26 protein-coding genes are annotated in these 26,209 nt (G+C 65.4%); 12 read left to right on the top strand and 14 right to left on the bottom strand.

Annotated features, from left to right (window positions below; all coding sequences use genetic code 11):
* Positions 1–165: 165 nt before the first annotated feature.
* On the top strand, positions 166–1,053 hold the full coding sequence (locus tag XF30_RS01645) for a branched-chain amino acid aminotransferase (RefSeq protein WP_109141751.1): 888 nt from the start codon (positions 166–168) through the stop codon (positions 1,051–1,053).
* Positions 1,054–1,157: 104 nt separating this feature from the next.
* Here the strand turns inward: XF30_RS01645 and XF30_RS01640 are convergent, their stop codons facing one another.
* Together XF30_RS01640 and phaR are read right to left on the bottom strand one after the other, a co-directional pair.
* On the bottom strand, positions 1,158–1,679 hold the full coding sequence (locus XF30_RS01640; protein ID WP_244608853.1) for a class I SAM-dependent methyltransferase: 522 nt from the start codon (positions 1,677–1,679) through the stop codon (positions 1,158–1,160).
* 137 nt (positions 1,680–1,816) lie between these two features.
* Positions 1,817–2,407 (bottom strand): polyhydroxyalkanoate synthesis repressor PhaR, encoded by a 591-nt coding sequence (phaR, locus tag XF30_RS01635; protein WP_036014750.1) that lies wholly within the window; start codon positions 2,405–2,407, stop codon positions 1,817–1,819.
* Positions 2,408–2,719: 312 nt separating this feature from the next.
* On the opposite strand from phaR, the gene XF30_RS01630 reads away from it, so the two are divergent.
* The 3 genes from XF30_RS01630 (at position 2,720) to yddG (ending at position 5,878) form a co-directional block, all read left to right on the top strand.
* Positions 2,720–3,898 carry an acetyl-CoA C-acetyltransferase gene (locus XF30_RS01630; protein WP_036026194.1) on the top strand — a complete coding sequence of 393 codons (1,179 nt, stop codon included), beginning with the start codon at positions 2,720–2,722 and terminating at the stop codon, positions 3,896–3,898.
* Between the two features lie 243 nt (positions 3,899–4,141).
* Complete coding sequence (phbB, locus tag XF30_RS01625) at positions 4,142–4,867, top strand: acetoacetyl-CoA reductase (RefSeq protein ID WP_036014745.1); 726 nt, start codon at positions 4,142–4,144, stop codon at positions 4,865–4,867.
* A gap of 141 nt (positions 4,868–5,008) precedes the next feature.
* Complete coding sequence (gene yddG / locus XF30_RS01620) at positions 5,009–5,878, top strand: aromatic amino acid exporter YddG (RefSeq protein ID WP_109141749.1); 870 nt, start codon at positions 5,009–5,011, stop codon at positions 5,876–5,878.
* An 11-nt stretch (positions 5,879–5,889) separates the two neighbouring features.
* Here yddG and XF30_RS01615 read toward each other — a convergent pair whose 3' ends face one another.
* Positions 5,890–6,312 (bottom strand): cupin domain-containing protein, encoded by a 423-nt coding sequence (locus XF30_RS01615; protein ID WP_109141748.1) that lies wholly within the window; start codon positions 6,310–6,312, stop codon positions 5,890–5,892.
* A gap of 37 nt (positions 6,313–6,349) precedes the next feature.
* Positions 6,350–7,117, bottom strand: a complete 768-nt coding sequence (gene gloB, locus XF30_RS01610) for a hydroxyacylglutathione hydrolase (protein WP_036042630.1) — start codon at positions 7,115–7,117, stop codon at positions 6,350–6,352.
* Positions 7,118–7,225: 108 nt separating this feature from the next.
* Between gloB and XF30_RS01605 the strand changes: the two genes are divergently transcribed.
* Positions 7,226–7,972: a methyltransferase domain-containing protein gene (locus tag XF30_RS01605; RefSeq protein ID WP_036014737.1), complete on the top strand. Its 747-nt coding sequence runs from the start codon at positions 7,226–7,228 to the stop codon at positions 7,970–7,972.
* A 110-nt stretch (positions 7,973–8,082) separates the two neighbouring features.
* On the opposite strand, the gene XF30_RS01600 is transcribed toward XF30_RS01605, so the two are convergent.
* From XF30_RS01600 to XF30_RS01580, 5 genes are all read right to left on the bottom strand, one after another.
* Positions 8,083–8,841 (bottom strand): DUF4167 domain-containing protein, encoded by a 759-nt coding sequence (locus tag XF30_RS01600; protein ID WP_036042629.1) that lies wholly within the window; start codon positions 8,839–8,841, stop codon positions 8,083–8,085.
* A 461-nt stretch (positions 8,842–9,302) separates the two neighbouring features.
* Positions 9,303–10,184: a peptide chain release factor N(5)-glutamine methyltransferase gene (gene prmC, locus XF30_RS01595; RefSeq protein ID WP_109141747.1), complete on the bottom strand. Its 882-nt coding sequence runs from the start codon at positions 10,182–10,184 to the stop codon at positions 9,303–9,305.
* A gap of 3 nt (positions 10,185–10,187) precedes the next feature.
* The gene (gene prfA, locus XF30_RS01590; RefSeq protein WP_036014722.1) at positions 10,188–11,273 is read right to left on the bottom strand and encodes a peptide chain release factor 1; all 1,086 of its coding nucleotides are present in this window, start codon (positions 11,271–11,273) and stop codon (positions 10,188–10,190) included.
* Positions 11,274–11,332: 59 nt separating this feature from the next.
* Positions 11,333–13,600 (bottom strand): phosphoenolpyruvate--protein phosphotransferase, encoded by a 2,268-nt coding sequence (gene ptsP, locus XF30_RS01585; RefSeq protein WP_036014720.1) that lies wholly within the window; start codon positions 13,598–13,600, stop codon positions 11,333–11,335.
* A gap of 336 nt (positions 13,601–13,936) precedes the next feature.
* Positions 13,937–15,193 (bottom strand): aspartate kinase, encoded by a 1,257-nt coding sequence (locus tag XF30_RS01580; protein ID WP_109141746.1) that lies wholly within the window; start codon positions 15,191–15,193, stop codon positions 13,937–13,939.
* A gap of 151 nt (positions 15,194–15,344) precedes the next feature.
* Between XF30_RS01580 and XF30_RS01575 the strand changes: the two genes are divergently transcribed.
* Together XF30_RS01575 and ubiG are read left to right on the top strand one after the other, a co-directional pair.
* The gene (locus XF30_RS01575) at positions 15,345–15,812 is read left to right on the top strand and encodes a PH domain-containing protein (protein WP_036014717.1); all 468 of its coding nucleotides are present in this window, start codon (positions 15,345–15,347) and stop codon (positions 15,810–15,812) included.
* Positions 15,813–15,826: 14 nt separating this feature from the next.
* Positions 15,827–16,594 (top strand): bifunctional 2-polyprenyl-6-hydroxyphenol methylase/3-demethylubiquinol 3-O-methyltransferase UbiG, encoded by a 768-nt coding sequence (ubiG, locus tag XF30_RS01570; RefSeq protein ID WP_036026212.1) that lies wholly within the window; start codon positions 15,827–15,829, stop codon positions 16,592–16,594.
* 93 nt (positions 16,595–16,687) lie between these two features.
* Here the strand turns inward: ubiG and XF30_RS01565 are convergent, their stop codons facing one another.
* On the bottom strand, positions 16,688–17,908 hold the full coding sequence (locus XF30_RS01565) for a citrate/2-methylcitrate synthase (protein ID WP_036014714.1): 1,221 nt from the start codon (positions 17,906–17,908) through the stop codon (positions 16,688–16,690).
* Between the two features lie 76 nt (positions 17,909–17,984).
* On the opposite strand from XF30_RS01565, the gene XF30_RS01560 reads away from it, so the two are divergent.
* Positions 17,985–19,079 (top strand): citrate synthase/methylcitrate synthase, encoded by a 1,095-nt coding sequence (locus XF30_RS01560; RefSeq protein WP_109141745.1) that lies wholly within the window; start codon positions 17,985–17,987, stop codon positions 19,077–19,079.
* A gap of 169 nt (positions 19,080–19,248) precedes the next feature.
* Here XF30_RS01560 and XF30_RS01555 read toward each other — a convergent pair whose 3' ends face one another.
* Positions 19,249–19,878: a J domain-containing protein gene (locus tag XF30_RS01555; protein WP_036014711.1), complete on the bottom strand. Its 630-nt coding sequence runs from the start codon at positions 19,876–19,878 to the stop codon at positions 19,249–19,251.
* 127 nt (positions 19,879–20,005) lie between these two features.
* Between XF30_RS01555 and XF30_RS01550 the strand changes: the two genes are divergently transcribed.
* On the top strand, positions 20,006–20,275 hold the full coding sequence (locus XF30_RS01550; protein WP_050995968.1) for a BolA family protein: 270 nt from the start codon (positions 20,006–20,008) through the stop codon (positions 20,273–20,275).
* Between the two features lie 200 nt (positions 20,276–20,475).
* Here XF30_RS01550 and XF30_RS01545 read toward each other — a convergent pair whose 3' ends face one another.
* The 3 genes from XF30_RS01545 to XF30_RS01535 form a co-directional block, all read right to left on the bottom strand.
* Positions 20,476–21,828: a hemolysin family protein gene (locus XF30_RS01545; protein ID WP_036014704.1), complete on the bottom strand. Its 1,353-nt coding sequence runs from the start codon at positions 21,826–21,828 to the stop codon at positions 20,476–20,478.
* 67 nt (positions 21,829–21,895) lie between these two features.
* On the bottom strand, positions 21,896–23,038 hold the full coding sequence (gene aroB / locus XF30_RS01540) for a 3-dehydroquinate synthase (protein WP_036014703.1): 1,143 nt from the start codon (positions 23,036–23,038) through the stop codon (positions 21,896–21,898).
* A complete protein-coding gene (locus XF30_RS01535; protein ID WP_036042618.1) occupies positions 23,035–23,661 on the bottom strand; it encodes a shikimate kinase in 627 nt (208 codons plus the stop codon). Before XF30_RS01535 ends, aroB begins: the two co-directional genes overlap by 4 nt.
* A gap of 174 nt (positions 23,662–23,835) precedes the next feature.
* On the opposite strand from XF30_RS01535, the gene XF30_RS01530 reads away from it, so the two are divergent.
* The 3 genes from XF30_RS01530 (at position 23,836) to XF30_RS01520 (ending at position 26,190) form a co-directional block, all read left to right on the top strand.
* Positions 23,836–23,982: a histidine kinase gene (locus XF30_RS01530; protein WP_109141744.1), complete on the top strand. Its 147-nt coding sequence runs from the start codon at positions 23,836–23,838 to the stop codon at positions 23,980–23,982.
* A gap of 17 nt (positions 23,983–23,999) precedes the next feature.
* Positions 24,000–24,956 (top strand): site-specific tyrosine recombinase XerD, encoded by a 957-nt coding sequence (xerD, locus tag XF30_RS01525; RefSeq protein WP_109141743.1) that lies wholly within the window; start codon positions 24,000–24,002, stop codon positions 24,954–24,956.
* A 271-nt stretch (positions 24,957–25,227) separates the two neighbouring features.
* A complete protein-coding gene (locus XF30_RS01520; protein WP_036014693.1) occupies positions 25,228–26,190 on the top strand; it encodes an acetyl-CoA carboxylase carboxyltransferase subunit alpha in 963 nt (320 codons plus the stop codon).
* The last annotated feature ends 19 nt before the right edge of the window (positions 26,191–26,209 follow it).

Genomic DNA, 26,209 nt, shown 5'->3' with positions numbered 1-26,209 from the left:
TTTTCTCCGCAGGTGAGTTCGCGGATGGATACCCCTCACCCGTCTCGCCGCTACGCGGCGAGCCACCCTCTCCCACAAGGGGAGAGGGTAACTCACCATTTCCCCGCAGCAAATCGTTTAGAAATTGGGACAATAGTGCCGGATCGTTCGAAAAGGAGGCCGGTCATGGCCGAGATCAAGAAGCCCATCGACTACTCGCCGAGCTGGACCTTCTTCGAGGGCAAATGGCACGAGGGCAACGTGCCGATCATGGGGCCGCGCACGCATGCGGCCTGGCTCGGCTCGATCGTGTTCGACGGCGCTCGCGCTTTCGAGGGCGTCGCACCGGATCTCGATCGTCACGTCGCCCGCGCCAATCAATCCGCGATCAGTTTCGGCCTGAAGCCGGTGGTCGATACCGACACCTGGCTGACGCTCGCGAACGAAGGCATCGCGCGCTTTGCCGGAAATGCCGAGCTCTATATCCGTCCGATGTACTGGGCGCAGAACGGAAGCGGCGGCGGCGTGCTGTTCGACCCCGAGACCACCAATTGGTGCCTGTGCATCTACGAAGCGCCGATGCCAAAGCCCGTCGGCAACGCGATCACCTTGTCGCCGTTTCGTAGGCCGACGGCCGAATGCGCGCCGGTCGAAGCCAAGGCCGCCTGCCTCTACCCGAACAATTCGCGCGTACTCGCCGAAGCTGCGTCGCGCGGCTTCCAGAACGCGCTGATGCTCGACATGCTCGGCAACGTCGCCGAGTTCGGCAATTCCAACGTGTTCATGGCCAGGGATGGCGTGGTGTTCACGCCGGTGCCGAACGGCACCTTCCTCAACGGCATCACGCGCCAGCGCGTCATCAGCCTGCTTCGCGCCGACGGCGTCACCGTGGTCGAGAAGACGCTGCGCTACGCCGATTTCCTGACCGCCGACGAGATCTTTTCGACCGGCAATTTCGCCAAGGTCGCGCCCGTGATCCGCATCGACGAGCGCGAGCTGAAGCCGGGCCCGTTCTACGCCAAGGCGCGCAAGCTCTACTGGGACTTTGCGCATGCCGTGAAGATGGCGGCTTGATCCGGAGTCTCTGTCGTCATGCCCGGGCTTGTCCCGGGGATCCACGTTCTTCGCGTCGCGCGTCAAGACGTGGATGGCCGGGTCAAGCCCGGCCATGACGAGAACTATTTCTGCCGCCGAAACCGGCTGAACTGAAACGCCTGCGTCGAATGCCACGGCGTGTGGTGCGTCTCGCTGCGCGTCTCGACCAGTTTAAATTCCGGCCCGAGCTCCGCCGCAAGGCTGGCGCTGTCATGGCGCTGCACCGGCAGGCCGCTGCATTTCTCGGGACCGTCGGGTGCAAACGTCCCAATGATGACGTGGCCGCCAGGTCTGACCGCCGACCGCAGGCGCTCCACGTAAGCGACCCTGTCGCGCGGGTCAGTCAGGAAGTGAAACGCTGCGCGATCGTGCCAGACATCGTAGGTCCTGGTCGGACGCCACGTCGTGGCATCGGCGACGATCCAGTCGACCGTCGAAGCGGCCGGACCGATGCGCTTCTTCGCCGCCGCGAGCGCATTGGCAGAAAGATCCAGCACGGCGATGTCGCGATAGCCGTCCTGCAACAGCGCATCGACCAGGCGCGATGCGCCGCCGCCGACATCGATGATGGTCGTGTCGCGATCGGAGCCGGCTGCGCGAATCATCGCGAGCGAGATCGCGGGGCTATCCTGATACCAGCTGACCTCGGCCTCGCCCTTGGTGGCGTAGACATGGTCCCAATGGTTGCTTCGGTCAGACGTGGCTCGCCCTCCCGCGTACAGGGGCCGGCGCGAATGAAAGACTATTCGTCCTTCTTCGACATCCGCTCGAGGCGCTCCTGCATTTCCTTCATCTGCTGGCGCAGCTCGTCGATGTTGCTGTCCTTCGGCGCCTCGGCATTCGCATCGGGCTCCGGCTCGGGGCTGGCCGCCGGACGGGGCGCAGCGAACGGCTTGAACATCGAGAAGGTCTGCTGGAACAGCTCCATGTTGCGGCGGACTTGCTCTTCCAACGGAGCAAAAGGAGTGCCGGACAGCGTATTGGCGATCTGCTTGCGGAACTTCTCCTGCTCCTGGGTCAGGGTTGCGATCGACTGCTCCAGATATTTCGGCACCACCATCTGCATGCTGTCGCCATAGAAGCGGATCAGCTGGCGAAGGAAGGTGGTCGGCAACAGGTTCTGGCCGGCCTTGTTCTCCTGCTCGAAGATGATCTGGGCGAGCACGGAGCGGGTGATGTCGTCGCCGGTCTTGGCGTCATAGACCAGGAAGTCTTCGCCGTCCTTGACCATCGCGGCGAGGTCTTCGAGCGTCACATAGGTGCTCGTTCCGGTGTTATAGAGCCGGCGGTTCGCGTATTTCTTGATTGTGGTGGGTTGGTCTGATTTCGCCATGGGCTCTCACTTGCAAACGCGGAGAACGGGAACCTGTCGGGCAATGCCGCAGGGCGGGAAGAGTACGCAACGCAACAAAATAAGCATTTTCAAAGGGCTCACGCTACCGTTTTGTGCGGCACGGTTAATTGCAGAGCAAAATCCTGCTTGCGAAAACGCCAAGAACGCTATTTTGAATGCGCTGCGGTATGAATTCGGGCCCCGGCCGATTGACATGCCTCAACGACGTTAACAGGATGGCTGACGAGACTGGCGATCGCTTTCCAGCCCGCCTGCCCCCTTCACAAGAACCTCAAGCCCCAGGAGATGCCCATGTCAGACGATGTCGTCATCGTCAGCGCCGCCCGCACCCCGGTCGGAAGCTTCAACGGAGCGTTCGCGACCCTTCCCGCCCATGACCTCGGCGCCGTTGCCATCAAGGCCGCGCTGGAGCGCGCCGGCATCGAGCCCGGCCGGGTCTCCGAAGTGATCATGGGTCAGATCCTGACCGCCGCCCAAGGCCAGAACCCGGCCCGCCAGGCGTCGATCGGCGCCGGCATTCCGGTGGAGAGCCCGGCTTGGGGCGTCAATCAGCTGTGCGGCTCGGGCCTGCGCACGGTTGCGCTCGGCTACCAGGCGCTGCTCAACGGCGATTCCGAGATCGTGGTCGCCGGCGGGCAGGAATCGATGAGCATGGCCCCGCACGCCCAGCATCTGCGCGGCGGCGTGAAGATGGGCGGCCTGGAGCTGGTCGACACCATGATCAAGGATGGCCTGTGGGATGCCTTCAACGGCTACCACATGGGCAACACCGCCGAGAACGTCGCGCGGCAATGGCAGATCACCCGTGCCCAGCAGGACGAGTTCGCCGTGGCCTCGCAGCAGAAGGCCGAGGCGGCGCAGAAGGCCGGCAAGTTCAACGACGAGATCGTCCCCGTCACCATCAAGACCCGCAAGGGCGACGTCGTCGTCAGCGCCGACGAATATCCGCGCCATGGCGCCACGCTCGACGCGATGGCCAAGCTCAAGCCCGCCTTCGAGAAGGATGGCACGGTGACCGCGGGCTCGGCCTCGGGCATCAACGACGGCGCTGCCGCCGTGGTGCTGATGACCGCCAAGCAGGCCGCCAAGGAAGGCAAGAAGCCGCTGGCGCGGATCGTGTCCTGGGCGCAGGCCGGCGTCGATCCGAAGATCATGGGCTCGGGCCCGATCCCGGCCTCGCGCGCCGCGCTGAAGAAGGCCGGCTGGAGCGTCGGCGATCTCGATTTGATCGAGGCCAACGAAGCCTTCGCGGCACAGGCCTGCGCGGTCAACAAGGACCTCGGCTGGGATACCTCCAAGGTCAACGTCAACGGCGGTGCGATCGCGATCGGCCATCCGGTCGGCGCGTCCGGCGCACGCGTGCTGGTGACGCTGCTGCACGAAATGCAGAAGCGCGATTCGAAGAAGGGCTTGGCCACGCTGTGCATCGGCGGCGGCATGGGCATCGCCATGTGTGTGGCGCGCGACTGATCTTACGCGCAGCTGACGGGTGCGCCGCACACGTCAGCGCGTGCGTTGCACGCGACTAAAAAGGCAGCGGTTGCAAATCAAATATTCTTCGCAACCCGACAAGCCTCGACTAAAGAAAAACGCCCGGCTCGATGCCGGGCGTTTTGTTCTTGATGTCCGTCAAACCAACCGCATAATCCGTAGCTAAAAAGCGATCACGTCAGAAAAGTCCGAAGCGTCCAAGGAAGAGGGAAGGAATACGACATGGCACGTGTTGCATTGGTGACGGGTGGTACGCGGGGCATCGGTGCTGCGATCAGCAAGGCGCTGAAGGCCGCCGGCTACAAGGTTGCGGCGAGCTATGCCGGCAACGACGCTGCCGCGGAGAAATTCAAGGCCGAGACCGGCATTGCGGTTTACAAGTGGGACGTCAGCAGTTTCGAGGCCTGCGCCGAGGGCGTGAAGAAGGTCGAGGCCGAGGTCGGCCCGGTCGACGTGCTGGTCAACAATGCCGGCATCACCAAGGACGGTGCCTTCCACAAGATGACGCTTGAGCAGTGGAACGCCGTCATCAACACCAATCTCGGCTCGCTATTCAACATGTCGCGCCAGGTGATCGAAGGCATGCGCGGGCGCAAGTTCGGTCGCATCATCAACATTTCCTCGATCAACGGCCAGAAGGGGCAGTTCGGACAGGTCAACTACTCCGCAGCGAAAGCCGGCGAGATCGGTTTCACCAAGGCCCTGGCGCTGGAGAACGCCAAGGGCGGCATCACCGTGAATGCGATCTGTCCCGGCTACATCAATACCGAGATGGTGCAGGCAGTGCCGAAGGACGTGCTGGAGAAGGCGATCCTGCCGCTGATTCCGATCGGCCGTCTCGGCGAGCCCGAAGAGATCGCGCGTGCCGTCGTGTTCCTCGCCGCGGATGAGGCCGGCGCCATCACCGGCTCGACGCTGTCGGTCAACGGCGGCCAGTACATGGTGTGATGCGATCGCATCACGCAGGCTGATATTGTCCACATCGTCATGCCCGGGCTTGTCCCGGGCATCCACGGCCTTACAACAGCCGTCGCCACGGAAGAACGTGGATGGCCGGGACAAGCCCCGCATGACGGAAACATTGGGCCAATGACTCCCCGCACTGCCACGCTGATCGGTCTGACCGCGATCCTGATGTGGTCGCTGCTGTCGGTGATGACGGTGGCGACCGGAAAGATCCCGGCGTTTCAGCTCGCTGCGATGACCTTCGCGATCGGCTGTGTCGTCGGCCTGCTCACCTGGATCGGGCGGAGCGAGGCGGCGAGAAGCTTGCGGCAACCGCTCGCCGTCTGGATCGTCGGCGTCGGCGGCCTGTTTGGCTATCACGCGCTGTATTTCCTCGCGCTGCGCTTCGCCCCGCCGGCCGAAGCCGGCCTTCTGAATTACCTGTGGCCGCTCTTGATCGTGCTGTTCTCGTCCTTCCTGCCGGGCGAGCGGCTGGCGGCGCACCACATCATCGGCGCCGTGCTCGGCCTCGTCGGCACGGTGCTGCTGTTCGCCGGCAACACCAGCGGTTTTGCGCCTGGAGCTGTGCCGGGTCTCATCGCGGCCTTCATCGCGGCGTTCGTCTGGGCGACCTATTCGGTGCTGTCGCGCCGGTTGAAAGCGGTGCCGACCGATGCGGTCGCGGGCTTCTGTCTTGCCACGGCAATATTGGCCGCGCTGATGCATGGTCTGCTTGAAACCACGGTCTGGCCGGAGACCACGGTGCAATGGCTCTCAGTCATCGCACTCGGCATCGGCCCGGTCGGTGCCGCGTTCTACGCCTGGGACATCGGCATGAAGCGCGGCGACATCCGTGTGCTCGGCGCCGCCTCCTACGCGACGCCATTGCTCTCGACGGGATTCCTCATCGCTGCCGGTTTCGCCAAGGCCAGCGCCAACATCGCCCTTGCTGCGATCCTCATTGCCGGGGGCGGCCTGATCGCGGCCAAGGACATGGTGCTGCGGAAGCGATGATTGGAGCGGAGCTACGGCTCCCAGCCGGACGGCGCGAGCTCGAAGCCTGCGAACTCGAATGCGGGTGCCACGGTGCAGCCGACCAGCGTCCACTCGCCGGTGGTTTCCGCCATCTGCCAGGCCAGGGCAGGCACGATCGCCTGCGGCCGCTCACCGCCGCCGAGGTCGGCGCCGAGCCGCACCTCGTGCTGCGAGCAGCCGTCATGGGCGATGCGCAGCGTCAAGGGGCTGCCGGAATAATAGTGCCACGTCTCCACCGCATCGACGCGATGCCAGTGCGAACGCTCGCCGCGCGCGAGCAGGAAGTAGATCAGCGTCGAGCGCGAACGCCCGTTGGCGTCCGTGCTCTGGTCGCGAAACGTCTCGCGATAATGTCCGCCTTCCGGATGCGGGCGGAGCTCGAGGCGGGCGATGATCTCGGCTGCGGTCGGCATCGATCCTCGTCGGGATGTGTGCTTCAGGACTTGTGCGTCAGGATTTATTCTTGCGCTCGCGCAGTTCGCCGAACACCGCAGCGGGATCCGCGCCCTTCATATGCAGCTTGGCCGCGACCGCCGGCTCATCGGCGCGCAGGAACACGTTGGCGCGCTTCTCCTCGCCGAGCAGCGAGGGAATGGTCGGCTTGTTCTCGGCGCGCAGCTTTGTCACCTCCGCGGCGCGCGCCTGCAGCGCCGCGTTGTCCGGCTCGATGGTGAGCGCGAACTTGACGTTGGACGCCGTGTATTCGTGGCCGCAATAGAGCTTGAAGTCGTCGGGCAGGGCGCGCAGCTTCAGCAGCGAATCCCACATCATCGGATAGGTGCCCTCGAACACGCGGCCGCAGCCGATCGAGAACAGCGTGTCGGCGGCGAACACCGTCTTCTCATTGTCGAACACGTAGGAGATGTGGTCGAGCGTGTGGCCGGGCGTCTCCACGACACGCGCCAGCAGATTGCCGATCTTGACCACGTCGGCATTGGCGACGCGCTGGTCGACGTTGGCGATCTTCGTGGTCTTGTCGTGCGGCGCGACGACGCGGCAATTGTATTTCTGCTTGAGCTCGGCGACCCCGCCGACATGATCGCCATGATGATGGGTGATCAGGATGTCGGTGAGCTGCCAGCCCTCGCGCTCCAGGGCCTTGAGGATCGGGCCGGCCTCCGGCGCGTCGATCGAGGCCGTCGCTTTGGTTTCCACATCGTGGATCAGATAACCGAAATTGTCGTTTAAACAGTTGAAAGTACGAATTTCGGCGGCCATGTCATCTCCATCGCGCTCAGCCCCGCCAGACAAATATGGCGTTAACGTTGCGCAGGCAATGCAATATTCCGCGCGCAGCGGCGCCCTGGCGCATGTTACATTGCGGTCATGACCATCGACGTCGTCGACCTCCGCGAGTTCTATTCCCGCCGCCTCGGCATCGTGGCGCGGCAAATGATCAATCGCGGCATCAGGGAGCGTTGGCCCAGCGCCGAGGGCCAGCGCGTGCTCGGCGTCGGCTATCCCACACCCTATCTGGGGTTGTTCCGCGAGGACGCCGAGCGCTGCCTCGCCTTCATGCCGGCGGCGCAGGGTGTCCTGAAATGGCCGACGGGACGGCCCGCGCTGGCCTCGCTGGTGGATGAGTTCTCGCTGCCGCTTCCCGACGCCGCGGTCGACCGCATTCTCCTGGTGCACGCGCTGGAGATGTCGGACGATCCGGCCGCATTGCTGCGCGAGGTGTGGCGCGTGCTGTCGCCCTCTGGGCGCGTCATCGCCGTGATCCCGAACCGGCGTGGGGTGTGGACCCGCACCGACAGCACGCCGTTCGGCCATGGCCGGCCCTATTCGCGCTCGCAGATCACCGAGCTGTTGCGCCAGACCTGGTTCACGCCGACCGCTTGGGGCGAGGCGCTGTTCATGCCGCCTTACGCCGGCGGCTGGGTGTTGAAATCGGCCCAGATGTGGGAACGTGCCGGTGCCGCGCTGTCACTGCCCTTTGCCGGCGTCCACATCGTGGAGGCGACCAAGCAGGTCTACCGCGCGATCCCCGCCAAGCGCGAGCGGGCGCGGCTGATTCCCTCGCTCGCCAAGCCCGTGCTGGTGCCATCCTCGACGACGGTGACGCGCAGTTAGCTTCGCCTCTCCCTTCGGGAGAGGTGGGCCTGTGCCCGGCCAACGCACAGCATCAAAAGCAAATCGTCCCGGCGAGGCCGGGACGATTCGAGTCGGAAAGTCAGAAGAGCTTACTCGCCCGGGGCGACTTCGTCGCTGGAAGCGACCGGAGCGGCTTCACGCTCCGGGCGCGGGCCATGCGGCCGGCGCCGCCGGCGCGGATAGCGCTCGCCGCCACCGCCGCCCTCGAAGCCGCCCTGATTGCCGTTCACCTGCGGCTGCGCGCCGGTGATGAAGGAGGGTAGGCGGTCGACGCCGCCATCGGCGATGACAGGCTGCGGCTGGTTGGCGGGTTGCGGCTGATACTGCGGCTGCGGACGGTGATCGCGTTCGCGGTGCTCGCGCGGCTGCTGATTGTCGCGCTGATAGGGCGGCTGGTTGTCGCGCGGCTGGTGATCACGCTGGTGATGATCGCGTTGGCCGTCGCGGTCGCGCATGAAGGGCTGCGGCTGGGGCTGCGGGACGAAGCCGGGCTCCTGGCCGAAGGCCGAGAAATTCTCACCGTCGTCCTCGCCCTCGTCGCTGCTGGCGATGGGCTCATCGCCGCGCGGCTGCTGGTTCTGACGGAACTGCTCCTGAGCCGCCGCGATCAGGCGGAAATAATGCTCGGCGTGCTGGTAGTAGTTCTCGGCTGCAACGGGATCGCCGGAGGAGCGCGCGTCACGTGCAAGCTGGAGATACTTTTCGGCGATGTGCGAAGCAGTGCCGCGAATCTTGATGTCGGGTCCGTTGGATTCGTAGACCCGGGTCATCGGGTTCTGGCCGCGCCGGTTGTTGTTGTTATTGTTGTTGCGGTTGCGCATCCGCTGCTTGTTCTGACCGTTTCTCATGTCCTGCCTTTAATTCCAGCCCTAAAGGTTGCACGCGTTACTGATTGCTAGGAGTGACCTGGTGACAGTGGCTCACATGTCTTGCGCGCACCGCGCAAAAGCGGATCCAACCCTGCCGATGTTCGTCGACCGTCGCGTTCAACAAAGACGCGTTCCCCACCCGCCAGCATCCATTGCCAGCGAACCCATTCATTTCGCCTGCCGAAACAAGCCCAGCTTTCTTGCGTAAGTGTTCAAGCGCAATATCAGGCTTTCGTTCACTTGCGGTCGGAGAGAGCAGCGCAGCTCCACGGGCCATCGCGCTCAACAGGACCTGCGGCTTGGAACCTTCAATCAGTAAAGCTCTCGCCCGAGAGCCCGGCTTTCGCCCGTAGGTCTACGGGGCCGGCACCGATGTGTTGACCGGAACGTAGTCGTTCCCACGGGATATTCCAAGTGGTTTTTGCAGGCCAATCCGGCTTTTATGGGGGCATTTTTCGGGCCGAAACGGCCCGCGGAATGCCCGCCAAGTCGGCCTTGGGTGACCTGTTCAGCGATAACGCGGCGGCCCTCATCAAGGTTTCAATATTTTGGGCCTGGCCCTGTCCGGCCTCGACGACCAGGGCGCCGCCGGGGGCGAGCCGCTCGCTCGCCTGCGGGATCAGGGCGCGATAGGCGTCGTATCCGTCATTGCCGCCGTCGAGCGCCAGATGCGGGTCGTGCTCGCGCACCTCGATGCTCAATTTCGGAATTTCAGCCGAGGGAATGTAGGGCGGATTCGACACGATGAGGTCGAACGGGCCACCGAGCGCCGCGGCGTAGGAGCAGGCGACGAAGGCGGCGCGGTCGGCGAGTCCCAGCGCCGCGGCATTGTCCCTGGCGGTCATGAGCGCGTTCTGGCTGAGATCGGTGCCGACGCCGAACGCATCCGGAATTTCGTGCAGCAGCGCGAGCAGGATCGCGCCCGATCCGGTGCCGATGTCGGCGATCCGCGGCGGGTCAGATGCCTGCCGCTCCCGGAGAATCTCGAGCGCAAGCTCGACCACGGTCTCGGTATCGGGGCGCGGCACCAGGGTTGCTTCCGACAGGCGGAACGGCAAGCCCCAGAATTCGCGCGTCCCGAGAATGCGCGACACCGGCTCGCCGGCGATGCGGCGCTGTGCATGTTGCGTGAGCCGCGATGCTTCGGCCGCGGTCAGGAGACGGGCCGCCTGTGTGACCAGGCCGGTGAGGTCGAGGCCGAGTGCCGCACTGATCAGGATGCGCGCGTCGAGCTCGGCTTCGTCGAGCCGTGCCGATCTCAGTTGCGCAGCCAGCGCCCGCCGCGCGCTCTCGATGGATTGTCCGGTGAAGGGGTTGCTCACGCCTCAGGCCGCCGCGCCTTGCGCAGCGAGCTGTGCGGCCTGGTGCTCCGTCGTCAGTGCGTCGATCAGTTCGCCGAGCGCTTCACCCGCGATCACCTGCGGCAGCTTGTAGAGCGTGAGGTTGATGCGATGATCGGTGACGCGTCCTTGCGGAAAATTGTAGGTGCGGATGCGCTCGGAGCGGTCGCCGGAGCCGACCTTCTCCTTGCGCTCGGCCGAGCGCGCCGCCTCGACGCGTTGCCGCTCGGCGTCATAGATGCGCGAGCGCAGGATGTTCATGGCGGAGGCGCGATTCTTGTGCTGCGAGCGGCTGTCCTGCATCATCACCACGATGCCGGTCGGGATGTGGGTGATGCGGATCGCCGATTCCGTCTTGTTGACGTGCTGGCCACCGGCGCCCCCTGCGCGCATGGTTTCGATGCGCAGGTCGTCGTTCTTGATGTCCACGTCGACGTCCTCGACCTCGGGCAGCACGGCGACCGTCGCGGCGGAGGTGTGGATGCGCCCCTGCGTCTCGGTGTCGGGCACGCGCTGCACGCGGTGCACGCCGGATTCGAATTTCAGCTTGGAGAATGCGCCGCGGCCCTGGATCTCGGCGATGATTTCCTTGTAGCCGCCGACGGTGCCTTCACTGGCGGAGATCACCTCGACCTTCCAGCCCTGCAAGCTGGCGAAGCGCTCGTACATCCGGAACAGGTCGCCGGCGAACAGCGAAGCCTCGTCGCCGCCGGTGCCGGCGCGGATTTCCAGCATAACGTTGCGGTCGTCCATGGCGTCCTTGGGCAGGAGCGCGACGCGGATCTTCTGGACCAGTTCCTCGATTTTCGGCGCGAGCTCGTCGCGTTCGGCTTCCGCCATGCCGCGCATCTCGGCATCGGTGGCGGCATCGGCGATCAACGCGTCGGTGTCGGCGAGCTCCTTGACGGCGGCGCGATAGGCCTTCACCGCCTCGATCAGGGGCGTGAGCTCGGCGAGCTCGCGCGTGATCTGCACGTAACGCTCGGAGGCGAGCTGTCCGAGCGATTCGGCCTCGAGCGAAGCGTGATGCGCGAGCAGGACGTCCAGTTTGGCTTCGGGAAGTGACGACATCGGTTCTGTCTCAAAGTGCGGAAGGAGGCGAGGGCGGCGGGAAGCTGGCGACAGGCCCGCTACAACGCAAGGCCCTCGGCCTCGGCAAATTCCGTCAGCTTCTGCCGGATCGAGACGCTGCCCGCAGGCGCATCCAGCAGAGGGCCCAGCATCGCTTCGGCCTTCTTGGCGTCGAGGTCGAGCACCATCGCCTTGACCGGGCCGAGCGCGGTCGCCGAGAGCGAGAGCGAGCGGTAGCCCAGCGCAATCAGCGCCAGTGCGCCGATCGGCTTGGAGGCCATCTCGCCGCACAGCGAGAGCGACTTCTGCGCCGCGTGCGCCTTGCGCGCGATGTCACGCAAGGCGCGCATGATCGGCGCCGACATGGTGTCGAAGCGCTCGGAGACCTTGGCGTTGCCGCGGTCGACCGCGAACAGGAACTGGAACAGATCGTTGGAGCCGACCGAGATGAAATCGACCTTCTTCAAGAGCTCGTCGAGCTGGTAGAGCAGCGCGGGCACTTCGACCATGGTGCCGATGTCGATTCGCTCGGGCAGCGTGTGGCCGTGCTGGCGGAGGTATGTGAGCTCGCGCTCGACCAGCGCCTTGGCCGAGTCGAATTCGGCGACCTCCGAGATCATCGGGAACATGATGCGCAGCGCGCGGCCGCCGCCGGCGCGCAGCAGCGCGCGGATTTGGCCGCGCAACAGGCCGGGACGATCGAGCCCGAGCCGGATCGCGCGCCAGCCGAGCGCGGGGTTTTCCTCGATCACCGCTTCCATATAGGGCAGCGCCTTGTCGCCGCCAATATCGAGCGTGCGGAAGGTGACGGGCTTAGGTCCGGCGGCATCGAGCACGGTGCGATAGAGCGCGAGCTGGTCGCTGGTGCGCGGCAGGCTCTGACCGACCATGAATTGCAGCTCGGTGCGGAACAGGCCGATGCCGGCACTGCCGGTGTCCTCGATATGCGGCAGGTCGATCGCAAGACCTGCGTTGATCATCAGCTCGACCTTCTGGCCGTCCCTGGTGACGCAGGGCCGGTCGCGCAGCGCCAGGTACTGCGCCTGGCGGCGGGCGCGGAAGCGCACGCGCTCGGCGAAGGCCGCCTCGATCTCCTGCGACGGGCGCACATAGATCGAGCCCGAGGTGCCGTCGACGATGATGGCGTCGCCGGGATCGGCGATTCCAGGCGCGTTCGGCACCTCGCCGACCGCAGGGATGCCCAGCGCCCGCGCCACGATCGAGACGTGCGAGTTCGCGGTGCCTTCCTCCAGCACGATGCCGCGCAGGCGCTTGCGGTCGTAGTCGAGCAGCGCCGCCGGGCCCATCGCGCGGGCGATGACGATGGCGTTGTCGGGCAGCTGCTCGCGCGAGGGCGCATGATCCTGGCCGACCAGCTGCCGCATCAGGCGGTAGCCGAGGTCTTCCAGATCGTGCAGCCGGTCGCGCAAATAGGGGTCGGTCGAGCGCAGCATGCGCGCGCGGGTGTCCGACTGGACGCGCTCGACCGCGGCTTCCGCGGTGAGGCCGGTCGCGACCGCCTCGTGCAGCTTGTGCGACCAGCCCTGGTCGTTGGCGAACATGCGATAGGCTTCAAGCACCTCACGGTGCTCGCCGCCTTCGGCGACGTCGCCGCGCTCCAGCATGCGGTCGAGATCGGCACGCAGCTTGGCGAGCGCAGTATCGAGCCGCTTGATCTCCTTCGGCAGGTCTTCGGCGATGTAGTCCTTGATGACGACGCGCGGCTCGTGCAGCACGACATGGCCGAGCGCGATGCCCTCCGACAGGATGGCACCGACTTTCTGCGCCGAATGGCGCGCCGCCGGCTCCTGGCCCGGCTGCGCCAGCGCGGAGAGTTCGCCGGAGGCGATCAGCTCGGCCAGCACCATCGCGGTGGTCTGGAGCGCCTCGAGCTCCTCCTCGACATAATTGCGCTTGGCGCGATTCTGCACCACCAGCACGCCGAGCGTGTTGCCGGCGCGCAGGATCGGCACGCCGAGGAAGGAATGGTAGATTTCTTCGCCGGTCTCGGGCCGGAACGAGAACGCCGGGTGGCTCTGCGCGTCGCTCAAATTGAGCGGCGTCGCCTCGCTGGCGACGAGGCCGACCAGGCCCTCATGGGCGCTGAGCACGGTGTGGTGCACCGCCTCGCGGTTGAGACCTTCGGTGGCGTAGAGCTCGAGCGTATTGTCGATGCGCAGCACATAGACCGAGCACACCTCGGCCACCATGTTGGCGGCGATCAGCACCACGATCTTGTCCAGCCGCTCCTGGGCCGAGACCTGCTCCGCCATGGTCTCGCGGAGCCGTCTCAACAAGACGCGGGGACCTCCCGACGCGCTCCGCATGAACCGTCAATCTCCTCCATCGGCCGGGCCCGGCGATATCGGCCGGCGGCTGGACCAAAATTCCAGAAAAACAATCAAATTGTTTGTCCGGCGCAGGCACAAGCCCAAATCCACGGGAGATTGAGTGCTCGTACCGAATCAGCGCCGCCTGAACTGGGACACAGTCTGCGGCAGCCCACCCTGTCCGCCGTATAGCGAATTGAGGCTTGTTTTGCCAAGCAAAACGCCTGCCAAACGCGAAGGTGTGTACACCTTCGCGTTTGCTGCGACCGCTAAGAGAAAATTAGCCTTTTGGCACTGTCCGGAAAAGTGCGAAGCGGTTTTCCGGAAAGACCGTCAGGTCTGATCGAGACCGTAGAGCGTATGCAAGGTGCGCACCGCAAGCTCGGTATAGGCGGTATCGATCAAGACCGAAAATTTGATCTCGGAGGTTGTAATGGCCCGAATGTTGATGTTCCGCCCGGCGAGCGCCGAGAACGCCTGGGCGGCGACGCCGGCATGGCTGCGCATGCCGCTGCCGATCACCGAGATCTTGGCGACATCGGTGGCGGTATCGAGCCGCGCATAGCCGATCTTGGCCTTGGCTGCGGTAATCGTATCCTTGGCGCGGGTGAAGTCGGCGGCCGGCACGGTGAAGGTGAGGTCGGTGGTCTTGCCGTCCTCGGACACATTCTGCACGATCATGTCGACGTTGATAGTGGCATCAGCCAGCGGGCCGAAGATCGAGGCCGCAACGCCGGGCTTGTCCTCGATCTGGCGCACCGAGATCTGAGCCTCGTCCTTGGAGAAGGCGATACCGGTGACGACGTGGCTTTCCATGATCTCCTCCTCGCTGCAGATCAGCGTGCCGGGCGGCTGGTTGGCATGCGGGTCGATATCCTCGGGCTTATCGAAGCTCGAGCGGACGAAGATCGGCATGTTGTGAACCATGCCGAGTTCCACCGAGCGGACCTGGAGCACCTTGGCGCCCTGCGAGGCCAGTTCCAGCATGTCTTCGAATGCGATCTTGTCGAGCCTCTTGGCCTTCGGCACGATTCGCGGGTCGGTGGTGTAGACGCCGTCGACGTCGGTGTAGATGTCGCAGCGGTCGGCCTTGACGGCGGCGGCGATCGCCACGGCCGAGGTGTCGGAGCCGCCACGGCCGAGCGTGGTGATGCGACCCGTCTCGGGGTTGATGCCCTGGAAGCCGGCGATGACCGCGACCTCCTTTCGGTCCTTGAAGCGCTTGATGATCTCGCTGCCGTCGATGTCCTCGATCCGGGCCGAGGCATGGGCGTCGCTGGTCTTGATCGGGATCTGCCAGCCCTGCCACGAGCGGGCTTGGATGCCCATGCCCTGGAGCACGATGGCAAGAAGGCCGGACGTCACCTGTTCGCCCGAGGCGACCACGGCGTCATATTCGCGCGCGTCGTGCATCGGCGAGGCCTCGGTGCACCAGGCGACCAGCTCGTTGGTCTTGCCGGCCATCGCCGAGACGACCACGGCCACTTCGTGGCCGGCATCGACCTCACGCTTCACATGGCGTGCGACGTTGCGGATACGTTCGATGTTGGCGACGGACGTGCCGCCGAATTTCATCACGAGGCGGCTCATGACGACGCGTGCATTCCTTCATAAGGATCAGTATGGTGGCCCGCACTGGACGGGTGCCTCGGGGACACCGACCGCGCGTATACAGAGCGGCGGGGCCGGGGGCAAGCGGGTTCCTGCGGGGGCAGGGTGGGGTAGTGGGTTAAGCTAGATCATGGCGCGTTACATCGACGAGATCCTGCAGCCCGGCGAGCGCGTGCTGTATTCGACCAATGCGCACTGGATCTTCTACTTTCCGGCCATCGTGGCCTGGATCGCGGCGCTGGCCCTGCTCATCCTGTCGCGGCAGGCGACCGTCGACTGGCTCGTTCTGCTTTGCCTCGGGGCCGCGGGTCTCGCGGCTCTGGCGGCCCTGTATTGGACCGTGAAGGGCTGGTTCCATCGTTTCACCACCGAGACCGACGTCACCAACCTCAGGGTCGTGCACAAGACCGGCTTCATCAAGCGCCGAACCTTCGAGATGGCGCTGGACAAGGTCGAGAGCGTCGATGTCGACCAGACCATTCTTGGACGTATTCTCAACTACGGCGACGTGACGATTCGCGGCGTCGGCGAGGGTATCGAGACGATCAAGACCATCGCCTCGCCGCTCGCCTTCCGTAGTTCGATCACCACGCGGTAGGACCGCGCCCAACCATGAGCATGCAGCAAAATACTTCTCTTTCCGCCCAGCTCGGCTCGAGCGTCGACGCCGCCGAGATCGCGAAATTCTCGAAACTCTCGGCGGAATGGTGGGATCCCAAGGGCAAGATGGCGCCGCTGCACCGGATCAACCCGTTGCGGCTCGGCTATATCCGCGACGCCGCCTGCCGCAAGTTCGAGCGCAACGTGCGCAGCCTCAATTGTCTTGGGTCCTTGCGCGTGCTCGACATCGGCTGCGGCGCCGGCCTGCTCTGCGAGCCGCTGTCGCGCCTCGGAGCGCAGGTCATCGGCATCGATCCCTCCGCGAGCAACATCGCGGCGGCGAAGCTGCACGCCGACAAGAGCCATCTGGCGATCGACTATCGCTGCACCACGGTGGAGGAGATCGACCCGCGCGAGCGCTTCGACATCGTGCTGGCGATGGAGGTGGTCGAGCACGTCACCGACGTCGGCATGTTCCTGAAGCGCTGCGCCGCGATGCTGAAGCCGAACGGCCTGATGGTGGTCTCGACGCTGAACCGCAACTGGAAGAGCTTTGCCCTCGCCATCGTCGGTGCCGAATACGTCCTGCGCTGGCTACCGCGCGGCACGCATGAGTGGAACAAGTTCGTCACGCCCGACGAACTGACGAAATACCTGCTCGACAACCGTCTTGTCATCACCGAGCAGACCGGCGTCGTCTACTCGCCTTTCGCCGACAAATGGTCGCTGTCGTCCGATATGGACGTGAACTACATGGTCGTCGCGGAAGCGATGGTGTGAACTGCCCCGGGTCAGTGCGAGCCGTCATTCCAGGAACGCTGTCCTCCTGCGTTCGCAGCGACGACAGCGGAGATTGCCGCACTGACAGAGGTTCTAACCGGCAGCCCCCGCCCTGCGTCCCGGCGCAGGCCCCACATATCTTGCCCTCGGTCTGATCAGCTTGCCGAACTGCAATTGCTCGCTGGCATGCGCGATCCAGCCGACGCTGCGGGCCATCGCGAACAGCGCCAGCTCGCTGCCGGCGGGCAGGCGCAGTGCGTGGACCAGCACGGCGAGCGCGTAGTCGATATTGACGAACTCGCCGGTGGCTTCCGCGATCCGCTCTGGCACTTCCCTGGTGAATTTGCGCGGCGCGCCGGAGCGCGACAGCGCGTTCAGCAGCGACTGCGCGCGGGGGTCGCCGTGCTTGTAGACGCCGTGGCCAAAGCCGGCAAAGCGTTCACCGAGGGCGACACGCTCGCGCACGACAGGCTCGACGTCGCGGTCGACCAGCGTCTTGACGAGCTGTGAGGCCAGGACGCCGGCGCCGCCATGCTTCGGCCCTTTCAACGCGGCGAGCCCGGCGATGACGGAGTCATAAAGGTTGAGGCCGGTCGAGGCAGCGCAGCGCGCGGTGAAGGTCGACGCGTTCAGCTCGTGATCGGCGAGCAGTACCAGCGCGCGGCGGATCAGGTCGGGCGCGTGCTTGTTGTCCGCCGCCCAGGCGCGCGCGACCTGCTGATGCAGCGGCTCGGCCGAGGCGTCCGCATTGAGCATGGTCGCAACCAGCAGGCGGACGATGCGCGCGCCGACCATAGCGCGGCCATCGGGTGCCCGGGTGAAGGCGCGGGGATCGACGCTGGCGGCCAGTGCGAGCACGGCGATGGCGCGGTCGATCGGTGCGGCCCGGCGCGCGGCCTTCGCGATCACGCGCATTTCCTCGGAGAGTTCCGGTTGATTGTCGGGGGCAAACGGATCGACGTCGGCGACATCCCACAGCAGCGTCGCGGCGTGCTCCAGCGTGTCACTCTCGGAAAGATCGACGCAATTGACGCCGCGATAGATGGCGCCCTCCTCGGTGATGGTCGAGATCTCCGTGTCCATCACCGGCAGATCGGCATCGAAGCTGCGCAGGCCGCGTGGCTCCGGCGACGGCACACGGCGCTCCTTCAGCGCCCGAACGTCCTCGGCGCGATAGCGGTTCTTTCGCGAGTCCGGCGTCGGCTCGGAGCGGATCAGGCCGCGGCTGACATAGGCGTAGAGGGTGGCCGGAGAGATCGCGAGCTCGGCGGCGGCTTCCCGAGCGGAGAGGTACAGCCCATCAGAATTTTTCATATTGATTTATGTAATCAAGATTGATCAATGTGTCGAGAGGCCTGACCTTGTTCTCCGTGAACAGGAGATTTGGGTCATGAACATCCACCTCACCAAAAGCCAGATCGGGCTGGACGGCGTTCCCGCGGCCGAGACCGTGCTGAGCCATGTCGACGGCGAGCGCGGCGAGCTCATCATCGCCGGGGAGCACGTCGGGCGGCTCGCCGCCATCTCGAGCTTCGAAGGCGTTACCGCCCGGCTCTGGAATGGCGCCAGCAAGACCACCCTCACCGAAGCCAATGTGCGCTCAAACCTGGGCGTGGCGCGCGAGCGCGCCTTCGCGTGGCTGCCGGACCTGCTGCCGGCGACGCGCGGCATGGGCATCATCGACGGGTTTCGTGCGGCCGTCGCCGGACTTCGCGCCGAGCACGGGCTGGAGCACGAGGCGACGATCGTCGGCGCGTTTCCGGTGATCGCGGGCGCGCTGGTCAGGCGCGCTAAGGGGCTCGAGCCGGTCGCGCCCGATCCCACCGTGAGCCATGCCGCCGACACGCTGCGCATGTTGCACGGCCGTTCGCCTGCAGCGCGCGAGGTCACGGCGCTCGACGCCTATCTCGTCACCGCCAGCGACCACGGCATGAACGCATCGACCTTCGCCGCGCGCGTGGTGGCCTCGACGCAGGCCGACCTGTTCGCGGCCGTCACCGCCGGCTATTGCGCGCTGACCGGTCCGCTGCATGGCGGCGCGCCGGAGCCGGTGCTGGAAATGCTGGACGCGATCGGCTCGCGCGAGCGCATTCAGTCCTGGGTCGACGCGGCGCTGGCGCGCGGCGAGCGCATGATGGGTTTCGGTCACCGCGTCTATCGCGTCCGCGATCCGCGCGCCGACGTGCTCAAGACCGCGGTCGAGGCGCTTGCGTCCAATGGCACCGATTTGCCGTTTGCCGGCGAGGTCGAGGCTTATATCCGCAGCGCCTTGCGCAAGAAGAATCCGGAGCGGCCGCTGGAGACGAACGTCGAGTTCTTCACCGCGATCCTGCTCGATGCGCTGGCGATTCCGCGGCAGGCGTTCACGCCGATCTTCGCGATCGCGCGCAGCGCGGGCTGGACCGCGCATGCCCGCGAGCAGCAGCGGACGGGGCGGTTGATCAGGCCGAGCTCGTCATATGTCGGGGCGATGCCGGAAGTTTGAGAGCGGATGCCTCCGCGAGACCGGAATCGTAGGGTAGCCAAAGGCGCACTTGCGCCGTGCCCACCATCTCTCTCGATCGAAAAAAAGGTGGGCACGCTTTGCTTTGCCCACCCTACGACACTGTCGTCGCCGCAAGAGCGCGGAAAACAGCGGAGAAGACCGCGGGCCCCTACGCCTCGCGCACGACCGTCTTCAGATAATTATACGCCTTGATGATCTCGATCAGGCGGTCCTCGGTCGAGCGGTCGCCGCCATTGGCGTCGGGGTGGTGCTGCTTCACCAGCGCCTTGTACTTGGTCTTGACGTCGGCAAGCGTCGCGCTGGGGCCGAGGCCCATGACCTGAAGCGCCTTGCGCTCGGCGTTCATCACTTTGCGCGTCTCGGCCTTGGGCTCCGCTTCGGGGCCCTTACGCCAGCTGGCGCGGCCGTTGATCTCGCTGAACATGCTGAAAGGATCGGCCGCCATGTCGATCTCTTCCGCGCCCTTCTTGCCGCCATTGGCGCCCATCTTCCAGGTCGGACGGTGACCGGTCAGCGCATCCTTCTGATAGCGCGCGACGGCTTCGGCATTCATGCCGGAAAAGAAATTGTAGTTCTGGTTGTACTCGCGCACGTGGTCGAGGCAGAAGTGCCAGTACTCGCGCTGGTTCTCGCGGCCCTTCGGCGCCCGGTGCGAGCCCTTGTTGGCGCAGCCCGCCCATTCGCAATTGACCGCGGTGTCGCGCGGCTTCACTTCCGGCTGCTTGCCCCGCGGCTTCACGCGGATGGAGTCGAAGAATTTTGATGAATCGATCGGCATGGCTGACTTTGACTACGCAATGCAAAAACCTTCAAGTCTTGACATTGCAATTCGCTGAGCACCCGGTCGCGACGAGCTTGGACGTCCGGGTATTGACGGGATGCGAGCGCGCACCTTAATGGCACACATGGCTATGAAAGACACTATCAGCAACAAGTTGCAGGAAGCTTTCACGCCGGAAAGCCTGCAAGTCGTCGACGAGTCACATTTGCATGAGGGCCACGCCGGCCACCGAGCAGGCGGCGAGACGCACTTCCGTGTGTATATCGTGTCTGCCGCCTTCAAAGGGAAGAGCCGGATCGACCGTCATCGCATGATAAATTCAGCGCTCGCCGCGGAACTCGCCGGCAGCGTGCACGCGCTGGCGATCAATGCGCAGGCGCCGGGGGAAGGTTGAATTCTCTGACCCTGCCCTGGAGGGGGAGGGTCGATCGCGCGCAGCGCGAGCGGGGTGGGGTGATCTCTCCACTCGGGTACTGTTGGATGTGGGAAGACCGTCACCCCACCCCGCTACGCATTGCGCTGCTCTTCATGCGTAGCGACCCACGGGCGAGCTACGCTCGTCCCGGACCCCTCCAGGGGAGGGTAAGGGAAAAATTAGAACGACGTCCCGGCCCGTCTCGGCTTTGCCTCTTCGAGCTCGGCCTCGCGCGTCACCGGTGAAATACGGAGCGCGGTGATGCGGTTGCGCTCGCGGCGGAGGACGCGGAAGCGGAAACCGTGGAAGGTGAAGCTCTGGCCGCGGTCGGGGATCGAGCGCGCCTCGTGAATGACGAGACCGGCGACCGTGGTTGCCTCTTCATCGGGCAGATGCCAGTCCATGGCGCGGTTGAGGTCGCGGATCGGCACCGACCCGTCGACCACGACGGAGCCGTCCGGCTGACGGCGCACGCCGGCGACCACCACGTCATGCTCGTCGGAGATGTCGCCGACGATCTCCTCCAGAATGTCTTCCAGCGTCACGAGGCCTTCGACCTCACCATACTCGTCGACGACGAGTGCGAAATGGGTCTTGCGGCGGCGGAACGCCTTGAGCTGCTGGGATATCGGCCGCATCTCCGGCACGAACCAGGGCGGCAGCATGATGGTGGTGACGTCGATGCGCGACGTGTCGCCCTCCGATGCGCGGATCGCGCGCAACAGATCCTTGGCGTGCAGAATGCCGATGATGTTCTCCGACTTGTCCCGCCACAGCGGAATGCGGGTGTATTCGGTGGCCAGCACCTCCCGCACCAGCTCCTCCGGCGGCAGGTCGGCGTTGATCATCACCATGGCCGTGCGGTGGACCATCACGTCAGACACCGTCAGCTCGCCGAGACGGAAGACGTTGTGAATGTACTCGGCCTCGCCGCTCTCGATCTTGCCGTGCACGGCCGATTCCTCGACCAGGCCCTCGATCTCCGAATCCGTCAGGATTTCGTGTTGCGAGAACTCCTGCACCCCCATCAGACGGAGGATCGCGCTCGACGCCGTGTTGAGGCACCAGCTCAGCGGGTAGAACAGGAGGTAGGAAAAATGCAGCGGATAGGCAATCCACTGCGACACTGGCATCGGCTCCCTGATCGCAAGCGTCTTCGGCACCTGCTCGCCGATGACGATGTGCAGCGAAGAGAAGACCAGAAAACCCGCCACGAACGAGGTGAAGTGCAGCGTGGCCTCCGACATTCCGAGCGGGCTGAGGACGGGGCTCAGCAGCGCAGACACCGTCGGCTCACCGATCCAGCCGAGGCCGAGCGAGGCCATGGTGATGCCGAGCTGGCAGCAGGCGAGATAGGATTCGATGTTCCCCATCATCGTCTGCAGCAGGCGCGCGCCGAAGCGGTTCTGCTCGACCATGGCCTTGACGCGGAAGCCGCGGCTCTTCACCAGCGCAAATTCCGCCGCCACGTAAAACGCGTTGGCGGCGAGCAGGAGGGCCGCAAGCAGCAGATTGATCGAGATCGAACTCATGTTTGCCTCGCGACCGCCCCGGCGTTCCCCGCCGTTTCGCGGGCGGCCGATCTGAACGGTCCCGTTATCACTGCGCGAGCTTCTCTTTCAGGAAGTCGCGCACCGGCGCCGGCTCGACGTCCTTTGCGATCACCGCGCGGCCCACGGCCTCCAGTAGGATGAAGGTGAGCTTGCCGCGCTTGACCTTCTTGTCCTGCGCCATCAGCGCCATCAGCGCGTCGGCATCGGCGAGCCCTTCCTGCGCAAAGCCGGCGATGTCCTGCAGGCGCGTCGGCAGGCCTGCCTCGATCAGGTGGCGCTCGATGCGCGCCGCCTCACGCTCGCCGATCATGCCGAGCTTCGCGGAGAACTGCGCTGCCAGCGTCATGCCGATGGCGACGCCCTCGCCGTGGAACAGGCGGTCGGAGAAGCCGGTCACAGCCTCCAGCGCGTGGCCGAAGGTGTGGCCGAGATTGAGCAGCGCGCGCTCGCCGGTCTCGCGCTCGTCGCGCGCGACGATTGCGGCCTTGGCCCGGCAGGAGGTCGCGATCGCATGCTCGCGGGCCGATCCGCCCCTCGAGATGTCGGCATGGTTCTTCTCCAGCCAGCTGAAGAAGGCCTCGTCGCCCAGCACGCCGTATTTGGCGACCTCGGCATAGCCGGCCCGGAACTGGCGCGGCGACAGCGTGTCGAGCACGGCGGTGTCGGCGATGACGAGCACCGGCTGGTGGAAGGCCCCGAGCAGATTCTTGCCCTGCGGCGAGTTGATGCCGGTCTTGCCGCCGACGCTGGAATCGACCTGCGCGAGAAGCGAGGTCGGCACCTGCACGAAATCGACGCCGCGGCGCAGGATCGCCGCGGCAAAGCCGGCGAGATCGCCGACCACGCCGCCGCCGAGCGCGATGACGAGATCGTTGCGCTCGATCTTCGCTGCGATCAGGGCCTCGCTGACCTTTTCGAGCCCGGCATAGGTTTTCGAGATCTCGCCTTCCTCGACGACGATGCGCGAGGTCGGAATACCGCTGGCTGCGAGCGACGCCTCAGTGGGCTCGAGCCAGTATTTCGCGACGGTGCGGTCGGTCACGATGGCCGTGCGCACGCCGGGACGCAGAGCGGCGACACGCTCGCCGAGCGAGGCCAGCACGCCGCGGCCGATGACGATGTCATAGGCGCGGTCACCGAGTGCGACGTCGACCTTGATGGGATCGGAATGTTTCAACGGCGCAGTCATCTTGACGCACTCGCAATGTCGGCAGGCGGTTGGGCTGGCTCTCCGCCGCAGAGACGGGCGTGCAGCGCCTCGATGCATTCCTCGACGATTCTGTCGTGCGGCACGTCGCGCGAGGCGATGGTGAGGTCGGCATTGGCATAGATCGGCTCGCGCTGGGCGAGAAGGCGCGTCACGGTTCCTTCGGGATCGGCGGTCTGAAGCAGCGGACGGTCGGCACGGCGCCGCACGCGGCGCATGATGACGTCATGGTCCGCCCTCAGCCAGATCGAGATGGCCTTCGCCGCGATGCGTGCGCGCGTCTCCTCGCGCATGAAAGCGCCGCCACCGGTCGCCAGCACGATCGGCCCGCCCTCGAGCAGCCGTGCGATCACACGGGCCTCGCCGTCGCGGAAATAGGGCTCGCCATGGGCCGCAAAGATCTCCGGGATGGTCATGCCGGCATGGGCCACCTCGATTTCGGTGTCGGCATCGATGAAGGGCAGCCTGAGCCGGGCCGCGAGGCGGCGGCCGATGGTGGATTTGCCCACCCCCATCATGCCGACGAGCACGATCGAGCGCGCCCCGAGCGCCGACAGGATGTCGGCCTCGGGCGAAGCAGGAAGCGGCAACGCGGCGTCGGACATCGTCTCGCTCGACTGGATCTCGCTCGAACTGCCGCCAGATGCGGCATGGCTTTGGCCACCTATACGACCCCATGGGGGCCCTCGCCAGAGGACTCTTGCCACGAAACGGCGAACATGTTGGATGATTTCATTGGTTAATTTGGCTGCCGCGCCCCGACCCGAGACCCCAGAACGATGCCGAGCCTGTTCCGCTTCCTGACGGTCGTCGCCGTGATCGGCGGCATCGTCTATGGCGCGCTCTTCGCGCTGGCGAACTTCGTCAACCCGAAGCCGCGGGAAATGACGGTGACGATCCCGCCGGACAAGTTTCTCAAGAAATAGGAGCTAGCCTCCCGGGCATGCCCGCCAAACCCTCAGACGCCAAGCTCATCGGCCTGTTCCTCGACATGCTCGCCGCGGAACAGGGCGCCGGCCCCAACACGCTCGATGCCTACCGCCGCGACCTCAGCGATTTCTCGGAATTTCTGGGCCGCGTCGGCCATACATTCGTGGATGCCGAGACCCAGACGCTGCGCGACTATCTCGCCGATCTCGACACCCGCGGCTTCAAATCCACCAGTGTGGCCCGCCGGCTGTCCGCGATGCGGCACCTCTACCGTTTCCTGCTGAACGAGCGCATCCGCGGCGACGATCCCGCGGCGATCCTGTCAGGTCCGAAGCGCGGCCGCGGCCTGCCGAAAGTGTTGTCGATCGCCGACGTCGACCGCATGCTCCGCCGCGCCAGGGAATTGAGCGAGGCGGAAGATGCCTCGCGGTCGAAACGGCTGCGTGCCTTGCGGCTCTATTGCCTGCTCGAGGTGCTCTACGCCACGGGCCTGCGCGTCTCCGAGCTGGTGGCGCTGCCGCGCTCGGCGGCCAAGCGCGACGCCCGCATGATCGTGGTGCGCGGCAAGGGCAACAAGGAACGGCTGGTACCGCTCAACGACGCCTCGCGGCAGGCGATGGCGGACTATCTCGCCGCCACGGAAGCGGCAAAGGCCGACAGGAAGAACAGCGTGGCCGCGTCGAAATGGCTGTTCCCCTCGTTCGGCGAGAGCGGACATCTGACGCGCCAGCATTTTGCCCGCGACCTCAAGGAGCTCGCGGTTGCGTCCGGCTTGCAGGCCCGCCTGGTCTCCCCGCACGTGCTGCGCCACGCCTTTGCCAGCCATCTGCTGCACAACGGCGCGGACCTGCGCATCGTGCAGACCCTGCTCGGTCACACCGACATCTCGACCACCCAGATCTATACCCATGTGGTCGAGGAGCGGCTGAAGAGCTTGGTGCGCGACCTGCACCCGCTGGCGGAGAAGTAGTTGCTGCTGGTAGCCCGGATGGAGCGACGCGTAATCCGGGGCCGCCTCCTCGCGGCCAGACCTTCCCGGATTGCGCTGCGCTCCATCCGGGCTACGGGTAAAGGGTGAAACCGCCTTGACTTCGGCCACATCTCCGCGGAAAGAGCCGGGGCCTCACGGCTGATTTGGCCGACTGCACCAGCACACAAGCCAAACCATTGAAGACGCTACACTTCTTTCCGCCGCCCCAACTTGCTTCGCTTCTCGCGCCCCGTCCCCCTATATTGAGTTGATGCTAGACCAGATGCGCAGCTATCTCGACTTCGAAAAGCCCGTCGCCGAGCTCGACTCCAAGGTCGACGAATTGCGCGCGCTCGCCGCCACCGGCACCGACATCAGCGACGAGGTCGGGCGGATCGAGGACAAGGCGGCGCAGGCGCTGGCCGACCTCTATGCGAACCTGACGCCGTGGCAGAAGACGCTTGTGGCGCGGCATCCGCAGCGGCCGCATTTCAACGACTTCATCAAGGGCCTGATCACCGAATTCACCCCGCTCGCCGGCGACCGCAAGTTCGGCGAGGACGAGGCGCTGGTCGCCGGCTTCGGCCGCTTCCGCGGTGAGCCGATCTGCGTGATGGGCCAGGAAAAGGGCGATTCCACCGAGAGCCGCATCCGGCACAATTTCGGCATGGCGCGGCCGGAAGGGTATCGCAAATGCGTGCGGCTGATGGAGATGGCCGAGCGGTTCGGCCTGCCGGTGCTGTCGCTCGCCGATTCGGCCGGCGCCTATCCCGGCATCGGCGCCGAGGAGCGCGGCCAGGCGGAAGCCATCGCGCGCTCGACCGATGCGTGCCTGGCGCTGACCGTGCCCAACGTCGCGATTATCACCGGCGAGGGCATGTCGGGCGGCGCCATCGCCATCACCACCGCCAACAAGGTCCTGATGCTCGAGCACGCGATCTACAGCGTGATCTCGCCGGAGGCGGCGTCCTCGATCCTCTGGCGCGACGGCACCAAGGCGCAGGAAGCCGCCAACAACATGAAGATCACCGCCCAGGATATGCTCCGCTTCGGCGTGATCGACGCCATCCTGAAGGAGCCGGTCGGCGGCGCCCACCGCGACCCCGCCGCCATGATCGCCACCACGGGCGAGGCCATCGCCAAGGCGTTCGACGAGCTCCGGAACTTTGATGGGGATGCCATCCGCAAGCAGCGGCGGCAGAAATTCCTCGATATCGGCCGCAAACTGGGCTGATTCGCCTCGATTCCGCTCT

The organism is Bradyrhizobium sp. SUTN9-2, assembly GCF_003122645.1.
GTDB classification, from domain to species: Bacteria; Pseudomonadota; Alphaproteobacteria; order Rhizobiales; family Xanthobacteraceae; genus Bradyrhizobium; species Bradyrhizobium yuanmingense.
The sequence above is the reverse complement of the archived record's forward strand: the minus strand, read 5'-3'. Positions and strand labels throughout refer to the sequence as shown.